The 23917-nt window shown below is 67.5% G+C and carries 28 protein-coding genes and 1 tRNA gene; 9 read left to right on the top strand and 20 right to left on the bottom strand.

Features of this window, described 5'->3' with window-relative positions; translation table 11 throughout:
• Window positions 1-7: 7 nt before the first annotated feature.
• The 10 genes from L3X23_RS24015 to L3X23_RS23970 all read right to left on the bottom strand — a co-directional run bounded on the left by L3X23_RS24015 (window position 8) and on the right by L3X23_RS23970 (window position 7111).
• On the bottom strand, window positions 8-751 hold the full coding sequence (locus L3X23_RS24015; RefSeq protein ID WP_237194715.1) for an ABC transporter permease: 744 nt from the start codon (window positions 749-751) through the stop codon (window positions 8-10).
• On the bottom strand, window positions 748-1602 hold the full coding sequence (locus L3X23_RS24010) for an ABC transporter ATP-binding protein (protein WP_237194710.1): 855 nt from the start codon (window positions 1600-1602) through the stop codon (window positions 748-750). The genes L3X23_RS24015 and L3X23_RS24010 overlap by 4 nt, the downstream gene beginning before the upstream one ends.
• Window positions 1599-1904: a transcriptional regulator gene (locus L3X23_RS24005; protein ID WP_093081148.1), complete on the bottom strand. Its 306-nt coding sequence runs from the start codon at window positions 1902-1904 to the stop codon at window positions 1599-1601. The genes L3X23_RS24010 and L3X23_RS24005 overlap by 4 nt, the downstream gene beginning before the upstream one ends.
• Window positions 1901-2479: a hypothetical protein gene (locus L3X23_RS24000; protein ID WP_237194709.1), complete on the bottom strand. Its 579-nt coding sequence runs from the start codon at window positions 2477-2479 to the stop codon at window positions 1901-1903. Before L3X23_RS24000 ends, L3X23_RS24005 begins: the two co-directional genes overlap by 4 nt.
• 84 nt (window positions 2480-2563) lie before the next feature.
• A complete protein-coding gene (locus L3X23_RS23995) occupies window positions 2564-2980 on the bottom strand; it encodes a GtrA family protein (protein WP_237194708.1) in 417 nt (138 codons plus the stop codon).
• Window positions 2981-2984: 4 nt separating this feature from the next.
• On the bottom strand, window positions 2985-3896 hold the full coding sequence (locus L3X23_RS23990; RefSeq protein ID WP_093081387.1) for a glycosyltransferase: 912 nt from the start codon (window positions 3894-3896) through the stop codon (window positions 2985-2987).
• A 2-nt stretch (window positions 3897-3898) separates the two neighbouring features.
• Entirely contained in the window at window positions 3899-4657 is a 759-nt protein-coding gene (locus L3X23_RS23985) for an ABC transporter ATP-binding protein (protein WP_093081392.1), read from the bottom strand.
• A gap of 5 nt (window positions 4658-4662) precedes the next feature.
• On the bottom strand, window positions 4663-5529 hold the full coding sequence (locus tag L3X23_RS23980; protein ID WP_237198109.1) for an ABC transporter permease: 867 nt from the start codon (window positions 5527-5529) through the stop codon (window positions 4663-4665).
• A 30-nt stretch (window positions 5530-5559) separates the two neighbouring features.
• The gene (locus L3X23_RS23975; protein ID WP_093081164.1) at window positions 5560-6120 is read right to left on the bottom strand and encodes a bacterial proteasome activator family protein; all 561 of its coding nucleotides are present in this window, start codon (window positions 6118-6120) and stop codon (window positions 5560-5562) included.
• Window positions 6121-6127: 7 nt separating this feature from the next.
• Window positions 6128-7111 (bottom strand): NAD(P)H-quinone oxidoreductase, encoded by a 984-nt coding sequence (locus L3X23_RS23970; RefSeq protein WP_237194707.1) that lies wholly within the window; start codon window positions 7109-7111, stop codon window positions 6128-6130.
• A 43-nt stretch (window positions 7112-7154) separates the two neighbouring features.
• On the opposite strand from L3X23_RS23970, the gene L3X23_RS23965 reads away from it, so the two are divergent.
• Both L3X23_RS23965 and L3X23_RS23960 read left to right on the top strand, forming a co-directional pair.
• Entirely contained in the window at window positions 7155-7790 is a 636-nt protein-coding gene (locus L3X23_RS23965; RefSeq protein ID WP_093081402.1) for a GNAT family N-acetyltransferase, read from the top strand.
• A 201-nt stretch (window positions 7791-7991) separates the two neighbouring features.
• Window positions 7992-8255 carry a DUF2695 domain-containing protein gene (locus L3X23_RS23960; RefSeq protein WP_237194706.1) on the top strand — a complete coding sequence of 88 codons (264 nt, stop codon included), beginning with the start codon at window positions 7992-7994 and terminating at the stop codon, window positions 8253-8255.
• Here the strand turns inward: L3X23_RS23960 and L3X23_RS23955 are convergent.
• Window positions 8233-9177: a neutral zinc metallopeptidase gene (locus tag L3X23_RS23955; protein ID WP_237194705.1), complete on the bottom strand. Its 945-nt coding sequence runs from the start codon at window positions 9175-9177 to the stop codon at window positions 8233-8235. The genes L3X23_RS23960 and L3X23_RS23955 overlap by 23 nt on opposite strands.
• A 104-nt stretch (window positions 9178-9281) precedes the next feature.
• Here L3X23_RS23955 and L3X23_RS23950 point away from each other — a divergent pair, with 104 nt between their 5' ends.
• Both L3X23_RS23950 and L3X23_RS23945 read left to right on the top strand, forming a co-directional pair.
• A complete protein-coding gene (locus tag L3X23_RS23950; protein WP_237194704.1) occupies window positions 9282-9758 on the top strand; it encodes a MarR family winged helix-turn-helix transcriptional regulator in 477 nt (158 codons plus the stop codon).
• A 17-nt stretch (window positions 9759-9775) separates the two neighbouring features.
• Window positions 9776-9863, top strand: a tRNA-Ser gene (locus L3X23_RS23945).
• Between the two features lie 214 nt (window positions 9864-10077).
• Here L3X23_RS23945 and L3X23_RS23940 read toward each other — a convergent pair.
• The 9 genes from L3X23_RS23940 to L3X23_RS23900 all read right to left on the bottom strand — a co-directional run bounded on the left by L3X23_RS23940 (window position 10078) and on the right by L3X23_RS23900 (window position 18500).
• Window positions 10078-11127, bottom strand: a complete 1050-nt coding sequence (locus L3X23_RS23940) for a hypothetical protein (RefSeq protein WP_237194703.1) — start codon at window positions 11125-11127, stop codon at window positions 10078-10080.
• A gap of 1478 nt (window positions 11128-12605) precedes the next feature.
• Complete coding sequence (locus L3X23_RS23935) at window positions 12606-13829, bottom strand: site-specific integrase (protein ID WP_237194702.1); 1224 nt, start codon at window positions 13827-13829, stop codon at window positions 12606-12608.
• Complete coding sequence (locus L3X23_RS23930; protein ID WP_220186841.1) at window positions 13829-14041, bottom strand: excisionase family DNA-binding protein; 213 nt, start codon at window positions 14039-14041, stop codon at window positions 13829-13831. Before L3X23_RS23930 ends, L3X23_RS23935 begins: the two co-directional genes overlap by 1 nt.
• Window positions 14038-15366: a replication initiator gene (locus L3X23_RS23925; protein ID WP_237194700.1), complete on the bottom strand. Its 1329-nt coding sequence runs from the start codon at window positions 15364-15366 to the stop codon at window positions 14038-14040. The genes L3X23_RS23930 and L3X23_RS23925 overlap by 4 nt, the downstream gene beginning before the upstream one ends.
• On the bottom strand, window positions 15363-15932 hold the full coding sequence (locus L3X23_RS23920) for a hypothetical protein (RefSeq protein WP_237194698.1): 570 nt from the start codon (window positions 15930-15932) through the stop codon (window positions 15363-15365). Before L3X23_RS23920 ends, L3X23_RS23925 begins: the two co-directional genes overlap by 4 nt.
• Complete coding sequence (locus tag L3X23_RS23915) at window positions 15929-16144, bottom strand: hypothetical protein (RefSeq protein WP_237194696.1); 216 nt, start codon at window positions 16142-16144, stop codon at window positions 15929-15931. The genes L3X23_RS23920 and L3X23_RS23915 overlap by 4 nt, the downstream gene beginning before the upstream one ends.
• The gene (locus L3X23_RS23910) at window positions 16145-17563 is read right to left on the bottom strand and encodes an FtsK/SpoIIIE domain-containing protein (protein ID WP_237194694.1); all 1419 of its coding nucleotides are present in this window, start codon (window positions 17561-17563) and stop codon (window positions 16145-16147) included.
• Between the two features lie 2 nt (window positions 17564-17565).
• Window positions 17566-17769 (bottom strand): hypothetical protein, encoded by a 204-nt coding sequence (locus L3X23_RS23905; protein ID WP_237194687.1) that lies wholly within the window; start codon window positions 17767-17769, stop codon window positions 17566-17568.
• A gap of 350 nt (window positions 17770-18119) precedes the next feature.
• On the bottom strand, window positions 18120-18500 hold the full coding sequence (locus L3X23_RS23900) for a hypothetical protein (RefSeq protein WP_237194686.1): 381 nt from the start codon (window positions 18498-18500) through the stop codon (window positions 18120-18122).
• A 188-nt stretch (window positions 18501-18688) separates the two neighbouring features.
• On the opposite strand from L3X23_RS23900, the gene L3X23_RS23895 reads away from it, so the two are divergent.
• The 5 genes from L3X23_RS23895 (at window position 18689) to L3X23_RS36680 (ending at window position 23879) form a co-directional block, all read left to right on the top strand.
• A complete protein-coding gene (locus tag L3X23_RS23895; RefSeq protein WP_237194683.1) occupies window positions 18689-19453 on the top strand; it encodes a GntR family transcriptional regulator in 765 nt (254 codons plus the stop codon).
• A gap of 3 nt (window positions 19454-19456) precedes the next feature.
• Window positions 19457-20125: a YdcF family protein gene (locus L3X23_RS23890; protein ID WP_237194681.1), complete on the top strand. Its 669-nt coding sequence runs from the start codon at window positions 19457-19459 to the stop codon at window positions 20123-20125.
• 160 nt (window positions 20126-20285) lie between these two features.
• The gene (locus L3X23_RS23885) at window positions 20286-21944 is read left to right on the top strand and encodes a DUF262 domain-containing protein (RefSeq protein ID WP_237194679.1); all 1659 of its coding nucleotides are present in this window, start codon (window positions 20286-20288) and stop codon (window positions 21942-21944) included.
• 450 nt (window positions 21945-22394) lie between these two features.
• A complete protein-coding gene (locus L3X23_RS23880; RefSeq protein WP_237194677.1) occupies window positions 22395-23285 on the top strand; it encodes a nucleotidyltransferase in 891 nt (296 codons plus the stop codon).
• A 36-nt stretch (window positions 23286-23321) separates the two neighbouring features.
• On the top strand, window positions 23322-23879 hold the full coding sequence (locus L3X23_RS36680; RefSeq protein ID WP_374205005.1) for a hypothetical protein: 558 nt from the start codon (window positions 23322-23324) through the stop codon (window positions 23877-23879).
• Window positions 23880-23917: the final 38 nt, after the last annotated feature.

Raw genomic sequence — 23917 nt, 5'->3', positions numbered from 1 at the left:
CTCACGGTCAGCGGAATCGGCGGCCCTCGTCCCTGCGGTAGGCCCAGACGGCGAGGGCGGCCGTCAGTACCGTCCAGCCTGCGAGGACGACCAGGGCCAGGGTGTCCGGGGCGGTGTCCTGCACCGCCCACACCACCAGCTCGCGCGCACCGCGGGCGGGCGTGACCAGCGAGATCGCCTCCAGCCACCCGGGGAACAGCTGCGGCGGCAGGAGCAGCCCGCCCGCGAACGCGACCGGGAAGAAGATCAGCTGCGTGACGGGCAGGGCGGCCTTGACCGGCAGCGAGTAGCCGATCGCGAGCCCGCCCAGCAGGAACGGCAGCCCGGCGACGACCAGTGCCACGATCCCCAGCACCAACCGCGGGACCGTGGCCGTCGCCTGGGTGAACAGTGCGCCGACCACGATCACCGGGATGATCGCGACGAGGGCGAACGTGGCTCCGGACAGGATCCGGCCCGCGATCCGCGGCCAGGCCGCCACCGGCAGGGTGCGCAGGTACGGGTCCCAGGACCGCTCCCGGTCGTCCGCCACCCCGACCCCGAAGGTGAACAGGAAGCTCGACATCACCGCGAACACGGACAACCCGACGACGGCCGCGGTCTCGTCCGCGGCGCCGTAGTCGAACGGGACCACGAAGAACAGCAGCGACAGCGCCGGGAACGCCGCCGCGGACACCAGCCCGATCGGTACGCGGACCTGTTCGAGCAGGAGGTAGCGCCAGTGCAGGACGGTCATGGACGGGGCGCTCACGGCGCGGTCATCGACACGAAGGCCTCCTCCAGGGACGCGGGCCGGACCTGCAGGTCGGTGAACGGGACGTCCGCGTGGACCAGGGCCCGGACCAGGGCGTCGGCGTCGGGGGTGTGCAGCTCCCAGCGGTCGCCGTCGCGCGTGCTGTGCACGGTCCCGTCCAGCGGCGGCGCGATCGCCGACCGCAGCGAGACCCGGCTCACGGCGACCTTGTCGCGGACATCGGCGAGGGGTCCGTCGGCGAGCACCCGCCCGCGGTCGACGACCACGACCCGCCCGGCGAGCGCCTCGATCTCCTCGAGGTAGTGGCTGGTCCGCAGGACCGTGCCGCCCTCGGCGTGGAAGCTGCGGACGCCCTCCCACAGGGTCCGGCGTGCCTCGACGTCCAGTCCGGTGGTCGGCTCGTCGAGCACGACCAGCCGGGGCCGGCCGACGAACGCGAGCGCCACCGCCAACCGGCGCTTCTGCCCGCCGGAGAGGCCACCGGTCTGCCGGCGTTCCAGTCCGGTCAGTCCGAAGCGCTCCAGCACGTCCGGCGCGGGATCGGGGTAGTGCGCGGACACGAAGTCCAGCACCTCGCCGACGCGCAGGGTCTGCGGGAGACCGGTCTCCTGCGGGGTCGTCCCGAGCGCGCGCCGGTTCGCCGCGACCCGTGGGTCGCCGCCGAAGAGCGTGACCTTCCCGGAGTCCGGCCTGCGGAGTCCGACGAGCAGGCTGATCAGCGTGGACTTGCCCGCGCCGTTCGGCCCGAGCAGCCCGACGAGCTCCCCGGGGGCCACGTGCAGGTCCACCCCGTCGAGCGCCGTGGTGGTCCCGAAGCTCTTGCGCACACCGGACGCCGTCGCGATCACGGCGTGCCCCCCAGCAGTGCGCGCAGCGACTCGGTGTACTCCTCGAACGCCCGCCTGCCGCGCCGGGTCAGCTCCACGTAGGTGACCGGCGTGCGGCGTTCGTGGGTCTTGGTGATCAGCACGTACTCGGCCTCCTCGAGCTTGCGCAGATGGGTCGAGAGGTTGCCCGCGGTCATGTCGAGCAGCTCCTGCAGCCGCGGGAAGGTGATCCGGTCCCCCTCGGGCAGGGTCGCGAGGGTGGCGGTCACCCGGAGCCGGGCCTGTGCGTGGATGACCGGGTCGAGCTGCGGGACGCCGGTCACCTCCGCAGCTCCCACACGCCGACGACGAGCAGCGCGCCACCCACGCCGACGCCCAGGACCAGCGCGTTCCCCGGCACGCCCACGAACGCGGACGCGACCCCCACCGCCAGGATCCAGACGCCGGTGACGAGGTTCGCCACGTAGTTCCACACCGCGCCGCTGACCGCGTAGAGCGCTCCGACGGTGAAGGCGAACAGCGCCGGGGCCAGCGCCCCGACCGCCTCGGCGGGCAGGTCGAGCGGCCCGGCCATCGCGCCGACCAGGGCGCCCGCCCCGAGCATCGCGACGGGGAAGGTCAGGCCGTAGAGCCTGCCCTGGCGCGCCGAGCCGCCCGCGATCCCCCGCCCGCTCCGGATGCCGACGGCCGCGCTGAGGGCGCCGCCGACCGCGACGGCGCCGATCGTCCCCCACGTCGCGACAGCGCCGGGGGCGAAGAAGTACAACAGCCCGCTGACCAGCCAGGCCGCGCCCCAGATCAGGAAGAAGTAGGCGACCTTCGGTTCGATCCGGGTCGCGGTGTCGGCCTGTTGACTGCGGATGATCTCGAGCGCGTCCGCGGCGGACATCTCGTTCACGGTTCCCCCAACAACTCTGCGGTGATAGCTACTTTGTAGCGCAAAGTCATTGGCAGTGGAAGAGGGAGGCCGGAGCCCGGAGGCTCACCGAGCCCGGAAGACCACCCAGCGCAACATCACGAAGTTGATGGCGGTGGCGGTGCCCTGCGAGATCACCCAGGCGATCGACGCCTTGAACGCGATGTCCGGCAGCAGGTACAGCGCCAGCGCGTTCGCCCCGACGGCGATGCCGAACGTCGTGCCGTAGAGCAGCACGAACCCGGCGAGCCTGCCCCGCCCGCCCGCGGCCTCGCCGAAGGTGAACCGCTTGTTGAGGAAGTACGCCGTGGTGGTGCCGCAGATGAACGAGATCGCGCGGGCGAGCCAGGTGGGCGCCTCGAGCGCGAGGATCAGGTGGTAGACCGCGAAGTCGACCACCGCCGAGACCCCGCCGACCGCGACGAACCGCAGCAGCTGGGCGACGAGCCCGCGCTGCGCCGGGGCGTTCTCGGTGGCCGTCACGGTGTCAGAGGGTATCGGCCCGGTGGAACCGCTCCGCGCGCCCCCGGTTGAGCAGCCGGAGCCACCCCAGGAACTCGCGCGGCGAACGCTTGGTCACCAGGAAGTACCAAGCGAACCGCGGCACCTCCAACAGGCCGATCCGCCGCATGCCCGGCTGGCTCATCAGATACCCCCGGTTGCGGTAGGTGTAGTACCGCTTCGTGGCGTCCTCGGGGTCCTGGGCGTGGAGCCGCCCGCCCAGCATGGGCTTGAACTCCTCACCGCCCTGCGGGTGCAGGTAGGTGGGCTCCAGCGCGGTGCCGAACGGCAGACCGGACCGCACCAGCCTGCGGTGGAACTCCACCTCGTCCCCGCGGACGAACAGCCGCAGGTCCGGCACGCCGATCACGTCGAACGTGGACGCCCGCAGCAGCGCCCCGTTGAAGAAGGACGCGATGCCGGGGAGGAGCTCGGGGTCGCCGTCCCCCGCCATGAGGGCGCTGCGCGTGCGGTGCCAGGTCAGCCCGCGGCGCAGCGGGAAGGCCAGCCGCTCCGGGTCCGCCTTGTCCGCGACCACCGGGGACACGGCGGCCAGGTCGCGCCGGATCGCCACGTCGAGGAGCGACTCCAGCGCGGTCGACGAACCGGCGTGCCCGTCGTCGTCACCCAGCCAGACCCAGTCCGCGCCCAGGGCGAGCGCGTGCAGGATGCCGAGCGCGAACCCGCCCGCGCCGCCGAGGTTGTGCCAGGACGGCAGCCAGGTGGCGGGCACCCCGCAGGACTCGACGACCTCGCGGGCGGGCTGGTCCGGCCCGTTGTCGACGACGATGAGGTGCGCGACCGGGTGGGTCTGCTTCGCGATCGCGGCGAGCGAGTCGACCAGCAGCTCCGTGCGGTGCCGCGTGACGACGACCGCCACCACCGAACCCTGGGGCAGAGTCACGCCAGGACGTCCCGGCCCTTGTAGTGGTGCAGCACCTCGCGCAGCGGGCCGAACTCCTTGATCGTGCCGTGCTCCATCCAGATCGCCGTGTCGCACAGGTCGGCGAGGAACTCGTCGGAGTGCGAGGCGAACACCAGGATCCCGGAGCGCTCGACCAGCTCGTTCAGCCGGCCCCTGGCCTTGGCGAGGAACTCCGCGTCGACGGCGCCGATGCCCTCGTCGAGCAGCAGGATCTCCGGGTCGATGCTGGTCACGACGCCGAGCGCGAGCCGCACCCGCATGCCGGTGGAGTAGGTGCGCAGCGGCATCGACAGGTAGTCGCCGAGCTCGGTGAACTCCGCGATGTCGTCGACCCGGGCCTCCATCTCCTTGCGGGTCATGCCCAGGAACAGCCCGCGGATGATGATGTTGTCCAGGCCGGAGATCTCCGGGTCCATGCCCACGGCGAGGTCGAAGATCGGCGCGACCTTGCCCTGCACGCGGGCGCGGCCGCGGGTGGGCTCGTAGATGCCGGCCATCAGCCGCAGGATGGTGGTCTTGCCCGCGCCGTTGTGCCCGACGAGCGCCACCCGGTCGCCCTTGCGCAGGCCGATCGAGATGTCGCGGAGCGCCTCGATGATGGGCACCTTGGACTCGGTGCCGATCCGCCCGCCCGCCCGGCCCAACACGGACTTCTTCAGTGACCGGGTCTTCGCGTCGAAGATCGGGAAGTCGACGCAGGCGCCGTCGAGGTCGATGCTCGGTTCTGTGCTCAGGAGACTCACACCCAGTACGCCACGCGGGCCCGGTAGTTGCGCATGCAGAGCAGGCCGACACCCCAGCCGACCACGGTGATCACGCCGACGACGATCCAGGACCGCCACACGATCTCCTGGCCGAGCAGCGGCGCCCGCACGATCTCCAGGAAGTGGTAGAGCGGGTTGATCTCCACCAGTCGGGCGCGCTCGCGCACCGCCGCGTTGCCGGACAGGATGTCGACGGACCAGACGATCGGCGTCATGTAGAAGGCCAGCTGGACGACGCTCGCGATGATCGGCGGGATGTCCCGGAAGCGGGTGGCCAGGATGCCGGAGAGGATCGAGATCCAGCCGCCGTTGATCGCCAGCAGGGCGAACCCGGGGATCGCCAACAGCAGCGACCAGCCCAGCGGGTGCGGGAAGACGATCATCAGGATCGCCCAGATCACGAGGTTGTGCAGGAAGAACAGGGTCTGCCGCCACACCAGGCGGTAGACGTGCAGCGACAGCGGCGCCGGCAGGAACTTGATCAGTCCCTCGTTGGCGATGAAGACCTCGCTGCCCTCGAGGATGCAGCCCGAGATGAAGTTCCAGATCAACAGCCCGACCGCGACGTGCGGCAGGAACGTCTTGATGTCGGTCTGGAACAGCAGCGAGTAGAGGATCCCGAGCCCGAGGGCGATGACGCCCATCGAGATGGAGATCCAGAGCGGCCCGAGCACCGAGCGGCGGTAGCGCTGCTTGATGTCCTGCCAGCCGAGGTGACCCCACAGCTGCCGCTGCCGCCACCCCGCCGACAGATCGCCGAACGCCCGCGCCCAGCTGCGGGAACCGGGTGCGTCACCCCACGCCGAGCGCTCACGCCCGGCGGTGCTGTCGTCCACGGTCACGGCCACCCGACGAGGGTACCGACGGGTGCGTTACAGGTACTGACCGGTGCCCCTGCCGCCACCCTCCGGCATCCCGCCGGGCACCTGCGCGCCGCCGATGCCCGGAGGCAGGCCGCGGCGCATCTGCTCGAGCTGCGCGCGGGCGGCCATCTGCTGGGCGAACAGCGCCGTCTGGATGCCGTGGAACAGCCCCTCCAGCCACCCGACGAGCTGGGCCTGCGCGATCCGCAGCTCGCCCTCGCTGGGGGTGGAGTCCTCGGTGAACGGCAGCGACAGCCGGTGCAGCTCCTCGCGCAGCTCGGGCGCCAGGCCCTCCTCGAGCTCCTTGATCGAGTTCTCGTGGATCTCGCGGAGCCGGGCGCGGGAGGCCTCGTCCAGCGGCGCCGCGCGCACCTCCTCGAGCAGCTGCTTGATCATGGTGCCGATCCGCATGACCTTGGCGGGCTGCTCGACCATGCCGCCGATGCCCTGGTCCTCGGACTCCTCGGACTCCGAGCCCTGGGGCACCGCGGCCATGCCGACCGGGCGCCCGTCCGGCCCGATGACCATGACCTGGTGCTGTCCCTCGTTCTCGTCCTGTGGTGCCGTCATGTCCCCATCATGGCGCGAGCAGCAACAACTTGCCGATGACGCCCCCCGCGGCGAGCGTGCGGTGCGCCTCCGCGGCGTCGGACATCGGGAAGCGGGCGTGCACGACCGGGCGCACGCTGCCCTCGCCGAACAGCGGCCAGACGACGTCTCGGGTGCCGCTGACCACGGCCCCCTTGCCCTGGGGTCCGTCGACGGGCCGCCCGCGCAGCCCCATCGCGGTGACGCTCGCCCGCTTGACCAGCAGCGCGCCGATGTTCAGGTCGGCCTTCACTCCACCCTGCATCCCGATGATCATCAGCCGCCCGTCGACGGCCAGCGCGGAGACGTTCGCCGCGAGCCCCTTGGCGCCCATGTTGTCGAGGATGACGTCCGCACCGTGGCCGTCGGTCGCGTCCTTCAGCCCGGCCGGGACGTCGCCGTCGTAGTCGAGGACGATGTCCGCCCCGAGCTCCCGGCAGACGTCGAACCGTGTCGGGCTCGCCGTGGCCGCGACCCGCGCGCCGAGCGCCTTGGCGACCTGGATGGCGTGGGTGCCGATGCCGCTGCTGCCGCCGTGCACCAGGAAGGTCTCGCCCGCGGCGAGCCCCGCCTTCATCAGGACGTTCGAGTAGACGGTGCACGCGACCTCGGGGATCGAGCCCGCCGTCGTCAGGTCCACGCCGGGGGGCACGGGGAGGAGCTGCGCGGCGGGCACCGCGACCTTCGTGGCGTACCCGCCGCCCGCGAGCAGGGCGCAGACCTCGTCGCCCACGCTCCAGCCCTCGACCCCCGGTCCGAGCTCGGCGACGCGGCCCGAACACTCCAGGCCGATGATCTCCGACGCGCCGGGCGGCGGCGGGTAGTTCCCCTCCCGTTGCAGCAGGTCGGCGCGGTTGACGGCCGAGGCGACGACGTCCAGCACCACCTCGCCCGGACCCGCCTTGGGGTCCTCGACCTCGGTCCACCGCATGTTCTCCGGGCCGCCCGGCTCCGCCACCGTGATCGCGTACATGGTGCGGACGCTATTCGCTCGCGCGGTGGTGTGCACTGGGACGATGCATTGGCCCCAGTCGGCACTGGTCCTGCGCACCCCACGGCTCGAGCTCCGCCCGGACGACGACGCGGGCCTCGCCGAGCTCGTCGACGTCGCCTACCGGGGTGTCCACCCACCGGACCGGATGCCGTTCCTGCAGCCCTGGACCGACGCCGACCCGCGCTACCTGGGGCGCGGCGCGCTGCAGTACTTCTGGGGCGAGCGTGCCCGGTTCGCGCCGAGCTCGTGGGCACTGCACTTCCTGGTGCGGGTCGACGGCGCGGTCGTCGGCGTGCAGACCCTGCGGGCGGACGAGTTCGGCGTGTGCCGCGAGGTGGCCTCCGGCTCGTGGCTCGGCCTCGCCGCCCAGGGGCGGGGGATCGGCACCGAGATGCGGGCGGCCGTGCTGAGGTACGCGTTCGACCTGCTGGGCGCGCGGCACGCGCGCTCGGAGGCGTTCTCGGACAACGCCGCGTCGCTGCGCGTGTCGGAGAAGCTCGGGTACGTCCCGGACGGCTTCGAGATCCACTCCCCGCGCGGCGAACCGGCCCGCAACCTGCGGCTGCGGCTCACCCCGGCCACGTTCCGCCGCCCGGACTGGCCGCTGGAGGTCGAGGGTCACACCGCGGAGTTGGCGGGCCTGCTCGGGGCGGGGTGAGGGGCCACGACGGCACGTTTCGTGCGCTCAGCGTCGCGTGATCGCGGTTTGTGTGCCGTGAGCGTGGTGCGGACAGCACTGCGCACACGAAACGTGCCGGCTCGGGCTCACCGAGCACCCGCGGCGACCCTGTGGACAGCTCGGCCGCCCCAGCGCCCGTGACCACCGGAACCGTCGGTGCTCCACCGGACCGTCGCCCCCATGACCACCGACTCGGACCCCGACCGCCCCGCGAGCTGGCCGCACCTGCTGTCCGTCGCCCTCGGCGCGCACGCCGCGGACCTGCACCGCCACCTCGCGGGCGCGCTGCGCAGCCGGGCGTGCACCGGAACCCTGCGGGAGAGCGCGCGGTGGGCCCGCGGGCGCCGGGTGCCCTGGGACCCGCTGGCCGCAGGGCTGCGGGCCCTGGGCGCGCGCTGCGACTGCGAGGCGCTGGAGCTGCTCAGCCGAGATTGTTCGTGCTGAAGGTGTCGCAGCGCGCGGGGTCGCCGGTCTGGAAACCGGTGGTGTACCACTTCTCGCGCTGCGCGGAGCTGCCGTGGGTGAACTGGCTCTGGTCCACGCGGCCGCCGCCGAGGTTGGACTGGATGAAGTCGTCCCCGATCCGCTCGGCGGTGTCGAGGGCGGCGTTCACGTCGGCCTGGTTCACGTCGACGATCAGGGGCCGTCCCGAGGCCGTCGGCGTGCTCGTGGCGTGGTTGCCCCACACCCCCGCGTAGCAGTCGGCCTGCAGCTCCAGCCGCACGGAGCCGGACGTCGGGCCCGAGTCCCCCGCCCGGACCTGCCGGTTGGTGCCCAGCAGGTTCTGGATGTGGTGGCCGTACTCGTGCGCGATGACGTACGCGCGGGCGAAGGGGCCGCCCTGCGCCCCGAACCGGGACTCGAGCTCCTGGAAGAAGGAGAGGTCGATGTACACCTCGGAGTCGGCGGGGCAGTAGAAGGGGCCCACGTCCGAGGTGGCGCTGCCGCAGCCGCCGGTGTTCACCGAGCCGGAGAAGAAGTTGGTGCGGGGCGGCTGGTAGGTCTGGCCCGCCCGGGCGAACGCGTCGGACCAGTAGCCGTCGAGCGAGTTGACCACCGCCGTCACCTCGCAGTCGATGCTGCGGTTGGCGTCCGCGCCGGTCCGGCAGGACTGCGCGATCTCGGTGGTGTCCGCCGTCTGCCCCTGGGAGAGCCCGGACAGGCCGTCCGGCAGCGCGAACCCGCCGCCGTTGGTGCTGCCGCCACCACCGAGCGCGGAGACGAGGAAGAAGAGGATCAGCCCGACGATGCCGAGGCCGCCACCGCCCATCGCGACGCGGCCACCGATGCCTCCGCCTCCGCCCCCGCCGCGGCGGAGGTCGTCGATGTTCGACGTGTCCAGCTCGGCGTTCTCGTCGAACCGCATCGTGCTCCTCCTCGCAGTACCCGGCCGGATCACCGGCGGGCGGACGACGAGATCCCACCACACCGGGGCGATCAGGTCGACACGACACGATTACGCTACGGAGCGTGTCGGAAGGAGCAGCGGCGTCCCCCCAGTGGCTCGACGAGGGCGAGATGCGTTTCTGGCGCGCCTGGGTCGTCGCCTCCACGATGCTCGACCATCGGCTCAACCGGGACCTACAGGTCCGCCACGGCATCTCGCACATGGACTACGGAGTGCTCGTCGTGCTCTCCGAGCAGGAGGACAGCCGCCTGCGGATGAGCACGCTGGCCGACACCCTCGCCCTGTCCAAGTCCCGGCTCTCCCACCAGGTCTCCCGCATGGAGAAGAACGGCCTGGTCCGCCGCGACGGGGACGTCTCCGACGGCCGCGGCATCTTCGCCTGCCTCACCCCCGAGGGCCGCACCCGCCTGGAGCAGGCCGCCCCGACCCACGTCGAAGGCGTGCGCCGCTACATGGTCGACCTGCTGGACGAACGCGAACGCGCCCAGGCCGCCGACTTCCTGACCCGCGTGGTCGACGGTCTCCGCACGATCACCTGAGCGGTAGGCTCCGCCCCGGAAGCGTGGCAGAGCGGCCGAATGCACTCGCCTTGAAAGCGAGCGTCACGAAAGTGACCGGGGGTTCGAATCCCCCCGCTTCCGCCAGGTCAGAGGCATGATTACTGATCTTCAGACCTCTTATAACGCAGCGTTGACAGCAACCGTTGACAGCAACCCCATCTTCAGCCCCGCGTACACGCCGCGGGTCATGGCTTGGCTGCTGAGCAGGCATGTGATCAGGCTAGCGGCGGCCATACGGCTGGGGATTATTTACCTCGCACTTATCGCCGGCTGAGAGTACGTCCGGCCGACTCAGCGGTCAGGCTGCTGTCGTCTGTCGCCTTAGGCGGCGCTCAGTTCGTGCCCGATGTGCGGTGAGAACCGCCCGCCTCATGCGCGGAAGCAACTCGATGTACGCTCGTTTTCCAAGCAAGAATCTGAGCGTAGTTCCCGTAAAAATCAGGCCTACATATCGCGCCGCTGCTATGCCGTTACCGACCTTCACAGGAAAGTCGCGTAGGTCTGCATAGGTTGCAGCAGTGAAGTAAGTAAAGATTATGACCGGCGCTGCAGCGAGGATTGACGCAGAAAGCCAGATCCAGTCGGCCGGGAACAAGAACATATTGATCACAAATACCGCGACGACTGCGGCAGCGGCTGCTATCCAGCGCTTCTTTCCGTCATGCGTGAAGATGTTTAGGGAAAGAAAAAGCAGAGTGGGTGCTACCGTGGCGACCGCCGCTGCCGAGGCGCTTTCATGTAGTAGAGTCGAGAAGGTGGCGGCTGCAATCGCGACAACCGTTGCCACCGTCCATGGCGTCAGAACTTTTCGGCTGTGCAACAGAAATCGGATCTTGTCGGCTTGGATATCAGAAAATTTACCTAATGGTGGTTCTGCGACCCCGATCCTGGCACCAGCCAAGGTGGGCAGGAAGTAGAGGTGAGCTTTCGAGGTCAGCGCCCGACTTGGGTGGCTCGGAAACTTAAGCGTTGCGACGAAGTATGCGTTCCCAGCCTGCCATGTATGGCCGATCGCTTCTAACGTCCAGCAGATTGTGACGAACTGTATGCCCAGGGCCCATGTCGCAATAACCAGTAGGATTGCAGTAGGCGATAGAAGGCTGAGGCCGGCCAGGCTCAGGCCCAGGCCAACGCGAATGGCATAGCCAGCCCCTGACAGCAGCCAGACTATGCTGCTACGCAGCTTGAGCTGGGGTCCTGGAAGGCCATCCGAGCTAGGGGCAAAGCGCCTTAGTCTTTTCGGGGTGGTTCGGGCGGCCTCATACAACAGGCCCACCGCCCATGCCGCGCCACCGCAAATTGCTAATGGCGCACCGACGCTGCTCGGAGCCAAAACGCAGAAGATCACGAATCCACCGACTCGTGCAAGAATGACAAGTATGCTCGCCCTCAATGCCCGGCCCGTGCCGTAAGTATCCGCCGGCAATCGCCCGCGGACTCTGCTATTGGGGTGGTTGAGGTCCGCCTCTAGGCCACGAATATCGTTAACTTGATACCGAGCTTGGTAACATAGATACTCGAATGCGAGCCATGCCAAGAAGATCCACCACCCTGATACTGACAGAGGGTTGGTGGTCACATCGGGGTTTAGTCGAAGCAAAAGCCCTAGGCTGAACGCAAAGGGCACGAATAGGAACTTGATAATTTCCTGAGTTCGTGGCAGTGCGAGATAGCTCGCGAGTGATCTCCCCGGTCGTTGCACTCTCGTGCGGATGGTCTGGCGAGGGTCAAATCGGGGATACCCGTTGGTTGTCGCAGCGAGTACACCGCGGTCGAAGAGGCGACGACCGCCGGTATTCGCTATGCGTGTCTCACGCGCAAGTAGAATGAGCGCTAATGCGTATACGGGCGCAGTCGAGAAAAGCCAGGGAAGGCTAACATTAGCAAGCAGTACAATTGTTAGGCCAGCATATGTCAGAATGCAGCCGCCGATCGAAAGAATCAAGAGCGCCCTGTATCCGCTGCGGCCGCGGGACGGGCTAATCACACCCTGCGTAATCTCGATTGCCGAGGGGACCAGGATTGTGGGAGTGCTAGTCAAAGGCGTAGATGCGAGGAGCCGGATTTCCCCTTCCAGGCTGCGCATATAGAAGCTGCGGGTCGTTGAAATTATGCTAAGCATGAGAACGAACGCGATCACAATAAGTGGCAGGATCGGGAGGAATGCCAGGATCGGATCTGCCAGAGTGAAGCACTGGAGCTTATCCCCACGGAACCTACAGTCGCCAGCGACCACAGCGGCCAACCCGGCAAGAAGCGCTACAGCCAGACTCCCGAGCGCGACGACTGATCCGTAAGATGTTCGGTCGTCCTCGCGGGCAATCTGGTAGTCGGTGAGGAGCAGTGCCAGCCTGTCTGCTTCGCTGACGGGCCCGCCGCGGTCGTCGCCATGTGGCCCGCCTAATCCAGCGCTGCCTGCCTGTTCGACCGCCACTACCGAGGGAAGGCTCGGGGGTCTCGCCGTGTGCGAACTCGTCTGTGGCCTGTCCACCTGGCTCCTCGGCTGCCGCGATTCGAGTCTGAGAGGCGAACGCTAGCAGCCAACTCCCGATCCTCCGCCTCAGAGCTTCGGAGATGTCGGTGGAGCAGTTCAAGCCAGAGTGGATCCGGACCAGCCGCGGGTGCTGGACAACCGTCCAGGCGATCAACGCATGATCATCCTGTACCGCCCGTCTAGAGCGCGTTGACGGCAACCCTGGTCCCATGCGTGTCGCAACGTCGGGTGAGTAGACGTGCGGGAACCCGCGTCGTCTGTGGTCGACACCCGTAACGTTGACTGCCCGACAATAAGGCAGAATTTGTATAATTCCTCATATTAAGGTGAAGTCAAATATCAAGGTCGCTTGTTCCAGGAAGCACTGTAGTCGCGATGCCACTAGTACTATCTTTAAAGAGCCTGTCTAGCCGTGACAGCGCGTCAGCCCTTTCCGCAAGTTGACCATGTGCGTAGACGGTCATCGTCACCTTGATGTCGCTGTGTCCTGCAATTTCCCGGACGATATGAGGAGGCGTGCCGAGCGCGAGGAGAAGGGACACAGCGGTGTGGCGGAGGTCATGGAAGCGGAGCGTTCCCAGGCCCGCGGCGTCCCGCAGGTCCCGCCAGTACTTCCCGAGCGTGTAGGGCGACATGGCGGCGCCGCGGCGGGTGGTGAAGACGAACCCGGTGTCCTCCCAGGCGTCACCAGCGGTGACCTTCTCCTCCTCCTGCTTCTTCGCGTGATCGCGCAGCGCAGTCACGACCACCTCCGGCAGTGGGATCACCCGGCGCGAGGCGCGAGTCTTCGGCGGCAGCAGGACGGCGCGGCCGCGCACCCAACTCAGCGACTGCCTAACCACGAGCCGGTGCCCGTCGAGGTCGACCGCATCCCAGGTCAGCCCAAGCAGCTCCCCCCGCCGCATCCCGAGCACGGTCGCGCAGAGGTAGAGCGCGAACAGGCGGTCGTCGGCGATGTGCTTGAGCAGCGCGCGGGCGGCGATCGGGTCGAGGCCGGCGCCGACGTCGTACTCGGGGTTCGACATCTTGACCAGCTTCGCGGCGTTGCGGCCGACCAGCTCCTCGCGGACGGCGTTGGAAAGCGCGTTACGCAGGACTGCGTGGGCGAACTGGACCATGCGCGGCGAGAGCTTCCGGGGTCCGCCCCCGCGCCCCGTGGTCTCCTTGTCGCGCAGCACGGCCAACAGCTTCCGGACCTCCGCCGGTCCCACCTCGTCGAGTTTCTTCGTGCCGAGCACGGGCTTGATGTGGACCCGGACCATCGTCTCGTAGCCCGCATAAGTGGTGGGCCGCCGCTCGGGTTTCACGACCTCTTCGAGCCAGTAGTCGAGGTACTCGCCGAGCGTCTGCCGCTTGAGCGGACGTCGGACGCCTGCTTTCGCGTCGCGGAGCAGGTCGTCGAGCGCTTCTCGGGCGTCTGCGCGGGTATCGCGGTAGACGTAGCGGCGGCGGCGACCACCACCCGAGACCGGCACGACTGCCGACCCGACGAAGCGGCCATCGGCGCGCTTGTAGATCGAGCCTTCGCCGTTCGCGCGCTTCTTCCCAGCGGACATCAGCTCGCCTCTCGTTCGAGCTGGACGAGGCGCATGGCGTACTCGTGCACGGCGTCGACCGGGATGCGGCGCAGGTTGCCGATCTTCACTGAGGTGATCTCCCGGGCGGCGAGCAGCGTGAACACACGGGTCCGGCCGATCTGCAGGGCCTCCGCGACCTCCTCGACGGTGAGGAAGACGCGCGCGATAGCCGGGCTGCTCTGCTGACTCATGACGTCCCCCTCGTGGTCCTGCGCTGCTCTCGGATGCGTTCGGCGTGTGCGATGGCGAGTTCGCGGTCGGTGTCGGTGTGGTGGCCGATCCCGACCAGCGCCCAGGTGTTGACGACGATCACCGGTTCGTCGGCGGGGTGGCCCAGCTCGGCGAGCTGCTCGGTGAGCCGCCAAGCCCGACGCTCGCCGCGGATCACGCGGAACGTCGTGGAGTACGCGCGGGACTTGGTGAGGAAGTGGCCGCGGAATCCGAGCATGTGGGCCCACTTGCGCAGGTTGAGTTCCCGGTAGGCGTCGAGGCCGCCGAGGTGCCAGGCGGTCTCGATGAGCCGTCGGTGGTGCTCGGCGAGGCTCAGTTGCTCGAGGTGGGCCAGCGACCGGATGGGGCGGTCGGGGTGGCCGTCGGTCTTGCCGGTGCCCTTGGTGGCGTACTTGGCGATGTAGCCGGCGAGGCGGGAGTCGGTGATCTCGCCGTGTTCGTCGGTGACGGCGTCGTGGGCGGTGGGGGTGATCTCGCGCAGGTCGAGCTGGGCGCCCCAGCGCAGTGCCAGGGCGGTCCCGTCGGGCCGGACGACGTCCAGGACGGTCGCGGCCGCTGCCTCGCGCACGGCGTCGTGCAGGGCCTCGGCGGTCAGCCCGGCCGGTGGCGGATCAGCGGGTCCGTCGGGGCCGTCGATGCGGATCGCGGCGTGGAAGTGCACGAGCCCGCGCCGCTGGTACTCCGCGACCTTGGCGTAGGACAGCCGGGCGATCTTGCCGAACTCCCGGCCGGAGACGCCCAGCCGTGCGGCGAGGGCCCGGCGCAGAGCGATGGCGAAGCGGGCCCAGAGCTTGCCCGCGTGGGCCTGCCAGAGCACCGCGCCGACGTAGTCGTAGGAGTCGTGGTCGATCGCGCCCCCGAGCCGCGGGTCCGGTTCGCGGTGGTACTCCCCGCAGGCGCAGGGGATGACCTTGCCGCGGGTGGTGAGCCGTCGAGTGTGGACCGGCCCGAACGACGGGGCGGTGAGGGTGAGGAACGCCCGGGGCCGGTCGGTCACGGTGGCGGGGATGCCGCGTTCCTTGCCGGAGAGTCCTGCGCGGATGAGGTGGAAGGCGTCGGCGGCGTAGCGGTCTGAGCAGGCCGGGCAGACGGTCTCGCGTCGGTTCCCGCACGGCGCCCACACCTCCCCGGAGCGCTGGGTCAGGACCGTGCCGTCGGTGGTGGTGATGGTGGAGGAGCCGCGGAGCCGGACGGGGTGGGCGCAGCCGCCGGTGGCTTCCATCCGGGCGCGCCAGGCCGGGTAGTCGAACCCGCGCAGCCGGGTGGTGAGGTCGAGGTCGCTCATCGTGCGTAGTCCTTGTGTTCGTGGTCGATCTCGACCGAGTCCGCCCGCAGCCCGTGGTGGCGGGCGAGGCGTTCGGCGCCGGCGCGGAAGGAACGGGCCCGGCCGATGACGTGCCCGGTGTCGGTCTCGACGAGGTACGCGCTGCCGTCGCGGACGATGGCGCCGGTGAAGGCGTCGGCGGTGACCAGGCCGTGTCCGGGGCGGACGACGTCGACGAACACCCGCACCGGCCCCTCAGCGGCCTCCCCGGTGGCGGTGGAGGCGACGTCGACGGTGACGGCGGGTTCGGGTTCGGCCCGGCCGTCGAGGGTGACCGAGATCCGCGACCCGTGGACGAGGCGTCCGGCGGCGATGAGCTGGTGGACGGTCGTGGCGACGTCGGGGCGGACGGGGATGGCGTGCTCGGCGGCCCGGGTGCCGACGTGGCGGGTGTGCACCGACTCCGACACTCCGACCAGGACGTAGCCGGGGTCGTGGGCGTCGCGCAGAACGCGGTCGGTGGTGTCGTCGTCGAACAGCAGGGCTTGGCCGTCGACCTCGCGCCGCTGCTTGGGGAGGCGGGTCATCGGGTCCACCACCAGGTGTAGCGGGCCTCAGCGCCCCACTCAGCGGCCAGGGCTCTCGTCGCCCGGTACTCGACCAGGACCGCCCCGCCGACAGCGATCCAGAACCATCCGGAGCCAGTGCCGAGCACGAGCCACAGCACTCCGAGCAGGGCGGCGAGGGCGAGGTTGACGCGCAGCCAGGTCGCGGCGGCCCATCCGGTGACGGCCCACATTCAGGCCACCTCCCCATCCACCGCGCGCAGGGTCGGCGGGGCGGGCGGAGCGCATCGCTGGACGAGCTGGTCGATGTCGTCGTCGGTGACTAGGCAGGCGCGGAACCGGATCGGGAGCCGGGAGGCTTGGTCGATCACGTAGCCGATTCCGGCGTGGTCGGGGTCGCCGGGGATCTGGTCGGCCAGTGCTCCGCGTTCGCGGGCGCCGTCGCCGAGGAGCATGTCGACGTGGGAGGAGGCGGTGACGCCGAGGCAGATGCGGGTGGTGAACAGCTCGCGGACGTCGACGACGTCCTTGGTGGGTTCCTGGACGTAGCCCATGACGCTGGTGAGGCAGGCGCGGCCTTGGGTGAGGATCTCGGCGAGCAGTCGCAGGGCGTCGCGGACGTCGGTGCGTTCGCCGTAGGCGGTGAGCATCGCCATTTCGTCGATCATCACCACGTCGAGCGGGAACTCGGCGCTGACGTCGAGGCGGCGCAGGCCGTGCTCGGCCATGTGGGCCTGGCGGGCCTTCATCTCGTCGCGGACGTCGGTGAGCAGGGCGATGGCGTCGGCCGGGGTGGTGGCGTGGCGGTGGAACAGCGGGGCTCCGCGTTGGGTCTCGGCTCCGCCTTTGAGGTCGATGACGTGCACCCGCACGAGACCGTCGCGGATCGCGGGGCCCATCGAGCACAGGGGTGACCAGATGAATCCGCTCTTGCCCGAGCCGGTGCCGCCGCCGACGATGACGTGCCGGCCGGGCAGGCGCAGGGTGAACCCGTGCCCGTATTCGTCCTGGCCGACGAGCAGCGCGCCCAGGTCGACGGACTCGACAGAGTCGGGAATGGGTGGGGCGGGGATCGGGAACCGGAACGGCATCTCCCGCTCCACCACGACGGTGAGGACGCCGGGCTTGTGTCGGGCCACCGCGACCCGATGCGCACGCAGGGCGTCAGCCAGGGGCTCTGTGCGTCCCGCCCAGAGCGTCAGGTCCTGCCCTCGGGTGATCCGTACCCGCAGGGTGTCGATGGACGGGGTGGCGGAGCGGACCCGCAGGATGCGGGGTGCGTTGATGTGGCCGGTGTGGTGGTTGGTCTGGGCGAGACCGCAGTCGGCGAGCAGCGTGGCCCAACGCCGGCCCCGGTAGGCGGTCCAGCGCCGCCAGAACGCCCGCAACGTCGGTGCCGCCCACCGGTCGAAGGAGGGCGGGTGCAGCCGCCCCCACACCACCACGACGAACGCGAGGAGCCCGAGCGCGGCCGCCGTGGGCATCGCCCCGATCATCACCGACACGGCGATGAGGGCGGTCGGGACGAGCGCGAATAGCGGATGCCGGACCAGCCAGGCCAGGCCCCGGAACTCGCCGCCCACGGGCCGGGACGAGTGGCGGACGACCTCGCGATGATGGCGCAGGGACGGGCGGTTGCTGGGACGGTGCATGGTCAGACTCCCTTCCGGATGGCGAGCTGCGCGAGTCGCAGCCCTTCGGCGACCCCGGCCCGCCACGCCTGCTCGGTGGGGACCTCCGGGGCGGTGGCGTGCAGGAAACGGCGGCGCTCGCGGTCGAGGCGGCGCACGAGTCGCCCGACGCCGTGAGTGGGGCGGCGGCCGTGCTGAGCGCGAGGGCCAGTGCTGGTCAGTGGCATGACGTCTCCATGGGAGTGGTTGCGGTGCAGGGGGTCCCGGTGCCGTGGCAGCCCGGGCAGACGCCGTCACCGGGGCAGGTCGGGCACGTGTGGCCATCGCCTGCGCCGGGGTGGGTGTCGGGGGTGGTGCCGTAGCCGTCGCAGGTATCGCAGGCCCCGGACCCGGTGCAGTCCGGGCAGAAGTTCGTGGCGTTCATGCGGGTCTCCTGGTGGTGGGCGGGCTGTTTCGGGCAGGGGGCAGCCACTGCGGAATTGCTGCTGGTTTCGCCGAGAGAAAGGGTCGGCTGCCCCGTGCCCGAGACCGGCCGGTCAGGCCGCCGGGATGCCGGGCCGTGAGGCCCGGGGTGGTGCTACTTGTCGCCCTGCGGGCGCGGTGCCGGGGCGGGGGCGTGCTTGAGGCCCATGGCCCGCCAGGCCAGCCCGGCGTTGACCCGCCCGGCGGTCTCCATCTGGTACGGGGTCACGCGGGCGTCGATCAGCTCCACCCGGGCGTCCTCCCCGAAGTCGGGGCCGGGGTCGGTCCCGAGGGTCACCTTGATCTCCTCGCCCTTCGGGGCCTTCTCACCGGGCTTGACCCGCAGCTTCGCGAACAGTGACACCGTGAACTGCGTGGCCCCATCGCGATCGGTCACCGGCACCTGGGCGCCGTTGGCGTCCTCACGCATCTTCGGGGCAGGGGGCTCGACCACGGTCAGCTTGTAGCCGCCAAGGTTCACCGGGATGTCTCGCATGATCTGGCCTCCGAGTCAGTTTCAGATAGCTCTATCTGAGCTGACGCCATGAGAGCACGGCAGTGCAGTGGCTGTCAAATAGAGATAGAGGTAAGACTCGACGGCGTTAGGGCTAGCCTTGACATCTGCCAGCGGTCAAAGTGACCGCTGCGAGATGACAGCGCAGGTCAGCGCTGGATGGAGGTGTGGTGGCGAGCGGCTACCGGGACGTCGCCGACGCGCTGCGGGCGGCGATCGAGGCGGGGGAATACCTGCCGGGCTCGACCCTGCCCAAGCAGGACGAGATCGCCGCACGCCACGACGTCAACATCCACACCGTGCGCAAGGCCGTGGCACTCCTGGAGTCCGAGGGCCTGGTGACCCCGATCCGCCGTCGCGGCACCGTGGTGCGGGCGCGGCCGCCGATGCGCCGGCTCGGGACCGAGCGGTACGCCAAGAGCCGTTGGAAGGCCGGGATCATCGGCTTCTCGGCCGACCGTGAGGCGTCCGGTGTGCCGTGGAAGCCCGGCGACCAGACTCAGACCGTCGCCAAGGTCCCGGCCGACGATGCCATCGCCAAAGCCCTTGACGTCGAGCCCGGCGCCGAGGTCTACGAACGCGCCCGCCTGGTCAAAGACGACGGGCAGCCCACCCACACCCTCGCCAGCTACTACCGGCCCGAGGACGTCGAGGGCACCCCGATCGTCGACCCCACGCCCGGGCCCATCCCTGGTGGCGGGGGATTCGGCGTTCTCACCTCGAAGGGCATGGAGCCCGAGCGGATGACCGAGACCATCCACTCACGCATGCCCACCCCCGACGAGATCGAGACCCTCGAACTGCCCGCGGGGGAGCCGGTGATGATCCTGGAACGCCTAACCTTCACCGCCGACGGCCGCTGCGTCGAGTTCGCCCGCGGAGTCCACGCCGCCAGCCGGTTCGCCTGGACCTACACCTTCCAGATCCCCAACTGAGCCATGCCCCGCACCAGCTCCGCCCTCGACGATCCCGAGATCGCCCACGCCGTCGAGGTCCTGTGGAACTACCACCGCCTCGACACCGGCACCGACACCCGGACCGACGTCGGCATCGGACTCGGCAGCCACGACCTCTCCGTCGCCACCACCACCGCCGAGCTCTACCACCGCGGCCTGTTCCCGCTGATCGTGTTCACCGGTGCCAACGCCCCGACAACGGTCGACCGGTTCCCCCGCGGCGAGGCCGTGCACTACCGCGAACACGCCATCGAGCTGGGCGTCCCCGCCGATGCCATCCTCGTCGAGGACCAGGCCACCAACACCGGCGAGAACATCACCTTCACCCGCGACCTCCTCGCCGCCACCGGCCGCCAGGTGCACACGGTGACCCTCATCAGCCGGCCCTACCAGCAGCGCCGGGCCCGAGCCACCTGCCGCAAACTCTGGCCCGAGGTCGAGCCCGTCACCGCCGGCGCCCAGATGAGCCTGCGCGACTACATCGCCAGCATCGGCGACGAGCACCGCGTGATCTCCATGCTCGTCGGCGACACCCAACGCATCGAGGTCTACGCCGCCCGGGGCCACGCAGCACCCGAACCCATGCCCGCCGAAATCCGCGACGCCATGACCCTGCTCGCCGCCCGCGGCTTCACGGACCGCCTTCTCTAACTGCCGGTCACGCACGCCGTCAGGCCGCGGGGTTCAGACTTTCTCTACTTGTTCAAGCGCGCCTGCGGCGCTGTCCCCGCGGGGCTGCGGCCTCCGGCCGGTCCCCGCGGGCAACCAGTCGCTCGCCCAGAGTGACCGTCCTACCGCTAGCCTCACTCGCATGGCTGATCCAACCCAGTTCAACCACGACCGGCTTGGGCACCTGCTCTCAGATCGACTGCTGAAGATCCCTCGCTTCCAGCGCAGGTACTCCTGGCAGGACGAGCATGTAGCTGAGTTCTGGGCTGATATCCAGCGCGCTCGCACATCCGGTCACTCATACTTCATGGGTACCGTCGTTCTGACTCGCGATAGCGATGATCCCAAGCGGGCACTAATCATTGATGGACAGCAGCGAATCACGACTACTGCAATTCTCTTTATTGCGATCCGTGATCGACTCGCCGAGCTCGGCAAGGAGAAGCTGTCTCAAGGCGTCGAGTCTGACTATCTCTCGAACTATGTATTGACCGAGGAGGAGACAATCGCCAAGCTCATCCTCAGCCCTGATGATCATGTTGTGTTTGCTGCTCTTCTTGAGTCTCGCAGTCCCGAAAACGTCAAGAGTCTCGTCTACCAGACATATCTGAAGTTCAAAGCCAATGTCGCGGGCTTGGCGCCTGCTGAAGACGATTACAAGAAGCTGATCGATCTAGTCAAGTATCTTGAGGAGGACGTACAGGTTCTGTTGGCCGTGGCCGTCAACATCGCAGAGGCATACGTCATCTTTGAGACGCTTAATGACCGCGGTGCGGACCTCACTACTGCTGACCTCCTGAAGAATTACCTCTTTAGCGAAGCGGGAGATAGTGGGATCGCCCACGCAGAATCTGTATGGACCCGCATTACTGGCCACTTCGATAAAGCCGACGACATTGTAAAGTTCTTGCGCTATGAATACATGTCGCGGCGCGGGCGCGTGACGAACCGGGGCCTGTACAAGGCTCTGCAGTCAGACATCGGTCGGGGTTCGGCGGCTGTCCGTCGCTACATGGAGGGGCTCGAACGGTCTCTGAGTCGGTACGTTGCGCTGCGAGAGCCGGATGACGCTAGCTGGTCCTCGCAGGCTGTGGAGGTGAAGGACTCGCTGCTTGCGTTCCGTCGATTTGGTTTCGAGTCGAGCATGCCTCTGCTCTTGGCGGCTTTTGATAACTGGACCCATACAGAGGCCACACGATTCGTCGATGTAGTAGCCGGCTGGTCCGTTCGTGCATGGATTGCTGGGAAGATTGGCGGAGGCGAATCGGAGGGTGCATTTTGTGCTGCGGCGACAGCTGTAGCTTCGGGGAGCGCAAAGACGGCACAGGACGTGCGCGGTTACATGACCGATCTTGTGCCAAACGACGAGCAATTTAGACAACAGTTTATCGAGTACGGTGCGATAACGACGACTCGTGCGAAGTACTTGTTAGCTCGATTGGAGCGCCAGCGAATCTTACGCGACGAGGATCAAGCCGACGCCATGCCAGACTGGAGTAGTAAGAGCGTCACGGTCGAGCACATATTCCCGAAGTCGATGAAGCGGGCAAAGTTTGCGAGCGACCAGGACTATGGAGATTTCCTTGGCATGAAAGAAAAGCTACAGAACCTTACTCTGCTTGAGCGTACCCTCAACAATGGGCTTGACGACAAGCCCTATGACGAAAAGCGTGCGACTTACACCAAATCTGCCTTTATGCTCACGCGCGAGGTGGGGGATCTTGGCGAATGGACCTTTGCGTCGGCTTCGACTAGAGCCAGGGAGCTAGCAGATCTGGCAGTGAAGGCGTGGCCCTTGTAGGTCGTAGTGTCGATGCCGCAGATGACCTGACTCTCGGTCTCTCAGATCTTGGCGGAGGTCGCGCCATTACGCACTAGCCGTTCGGACGATCATGCCCGTATAGAAGAAAGGGTCATTCGGTTAGAGTGCAGGGGTCTTGCTGACGACCTTGACCGGGCCGCTGTCGTTGCTGAGATCGACGATCGTGAGCCTGATGCCGTCGAAGCCGACCTCGAAGTGGTCGCGTCCCTGGACAGGCAGCTAGGCCGCCGTTAGTTTGAACTTGTCAGGGCCAAATAGCCTATCCGCTCGTCCGCAGGTGGGCTCGAACAGTCCGTTTAACCCCAGCTGCCCGCTGCCGGGCGACCGGCTCGAAGTTGAGGTTACTGGATGCAACTTTCCTGACTATCGTCTGATTGTCGGGCCAGTGTTGTCTCCGACTCGGGGGTTCCGATTGGTCCGGGGGTTGAAGTGGCGACGACGGCTGAAGTCAGAAGTTGGACGACGCCTGGGGCTCAGGCTGCCGCACAGGCGACTTACCAGTCTGTCCGCACCGCCCTTGAGCGCGGCGGGATTTTTCGCTCGTATGATGTTGATGTCTTCCTGCAAGGTTCGTACGCGAACCACACAAATACGCGCGGCGACTCGGATGTCGACGTTGTCGTTATGATGCGGGACTCGTACATGCCGGATTCGTCTAGACTGTCCGTGCAAGAGCGCGACCGATATGAGTCATCAAGTATTCCGGCTACAGTGTTTGTTGATGATTTGAGGCGTGATGTCGAAAGAGCATTGCGCGACTACTATGGGTTCGGACGAGTCCATGCTCGCAATAAGTGTCTGAAAGTGGATAAACGTGACGGCTATGTTGATGCCGACGTGGTTCCCTGTCAGCAACATAGGCTATTCACTAACTTCGGCCAGTATGGATACGGCGACTACATCGAGGGCATCTCCATTAAACCCCTGAGTGGACCGCGTATCACCAATTACCCAAAGGAGCACATCAAGAATGGCGCTCGAAAGAACGAGCGCTGCGGGGAGTTCTACAAGCCGACTGTTCGCCAGATGAAACGGTTGCGTAGGCAGCTGGTTGACGCTCGCCTGATTGGGAAGAAGGATGCACCCGGATACCTTCTTGAGTGTATGACTTTCAATGTCCCCGACGAGATGTTCGTTGCAGACGACCTCTCACGGCTTAGAACGGTTCTCTATTGGATGAACCAGCGGGATGCCCCGGAACTTGCGGCAAGCTTTATGTCGTGCGATATGGTTCATCACCTCTTTAAGGATGATCCCGGTCAGCATAACGAGTACACAGCCAAGCGTGTGATCGAAGCACTGTGGAACGGTGTGCCGTAATTGCATGCGTATGCTGACGGTGGCAACCGGCTTAAAGTGTTGGGGATACTGGGCTTCCTCGCGGTGCTTGTTGCCATAGGGACCAACGCGATCTTCGATGCGGTCGGTCTGGGTCCAGCCTGGCTCATCAGTTCGCCAGCCGTCGCAGCAGCTTTTGGGATCCTATATGGCCTGCTGGATCGTTTCGCTTGGAGATGGGCAATCCTGCGAAGGTTAGGCCTTATCGAGACTCCCGATGCTTCGGGTTGCTATGAGGGTTCCCTGTGTTCAAGCTATAACGGCACGACGCTTCCGGTCGAACTCGTAATTGAGCAAACGTGGACTCGGATAGTGGTTCGGTTTCGAGTAGTGTCTCCGGCGACATCGGAGTCTATCTCGTTTTCGGCGAGCATAGTCAATGTAGGGCATGATGTTGCTCGAATTACGTACGCTTATCGAAACGCTGTAAGGGCGGGATTCGCCGATGCCGACATGAATGATCATGACGGCACGGCGGAGTTGACGATTGATAGGTCGAGTGAGATTGTATCGGGGCGATACTACAACTATAGAGGTCGGCAAGGATCGCTCGATCTTCGCCGAGTTGAGTGCTGACACTTAATCATGCATGTGGATATGGAGTCAGCGGTGAC

This window comes from Pseudonocardia sp. WMMC193 (assembly GCF_021728735.1).
Classification (GTDB): Bacteria; Actinomycetota; Actinomycetes; order Mycobacteriales; family Pseudonocardiaceae; genus Pseudonocardia; species Pseudonocardia oroxyli.
The sequence above is the reverse complement of the archived record's forward strand: the minus strand, read 5'-3'. Positions and strand labels throughout refer to the sequence as shown.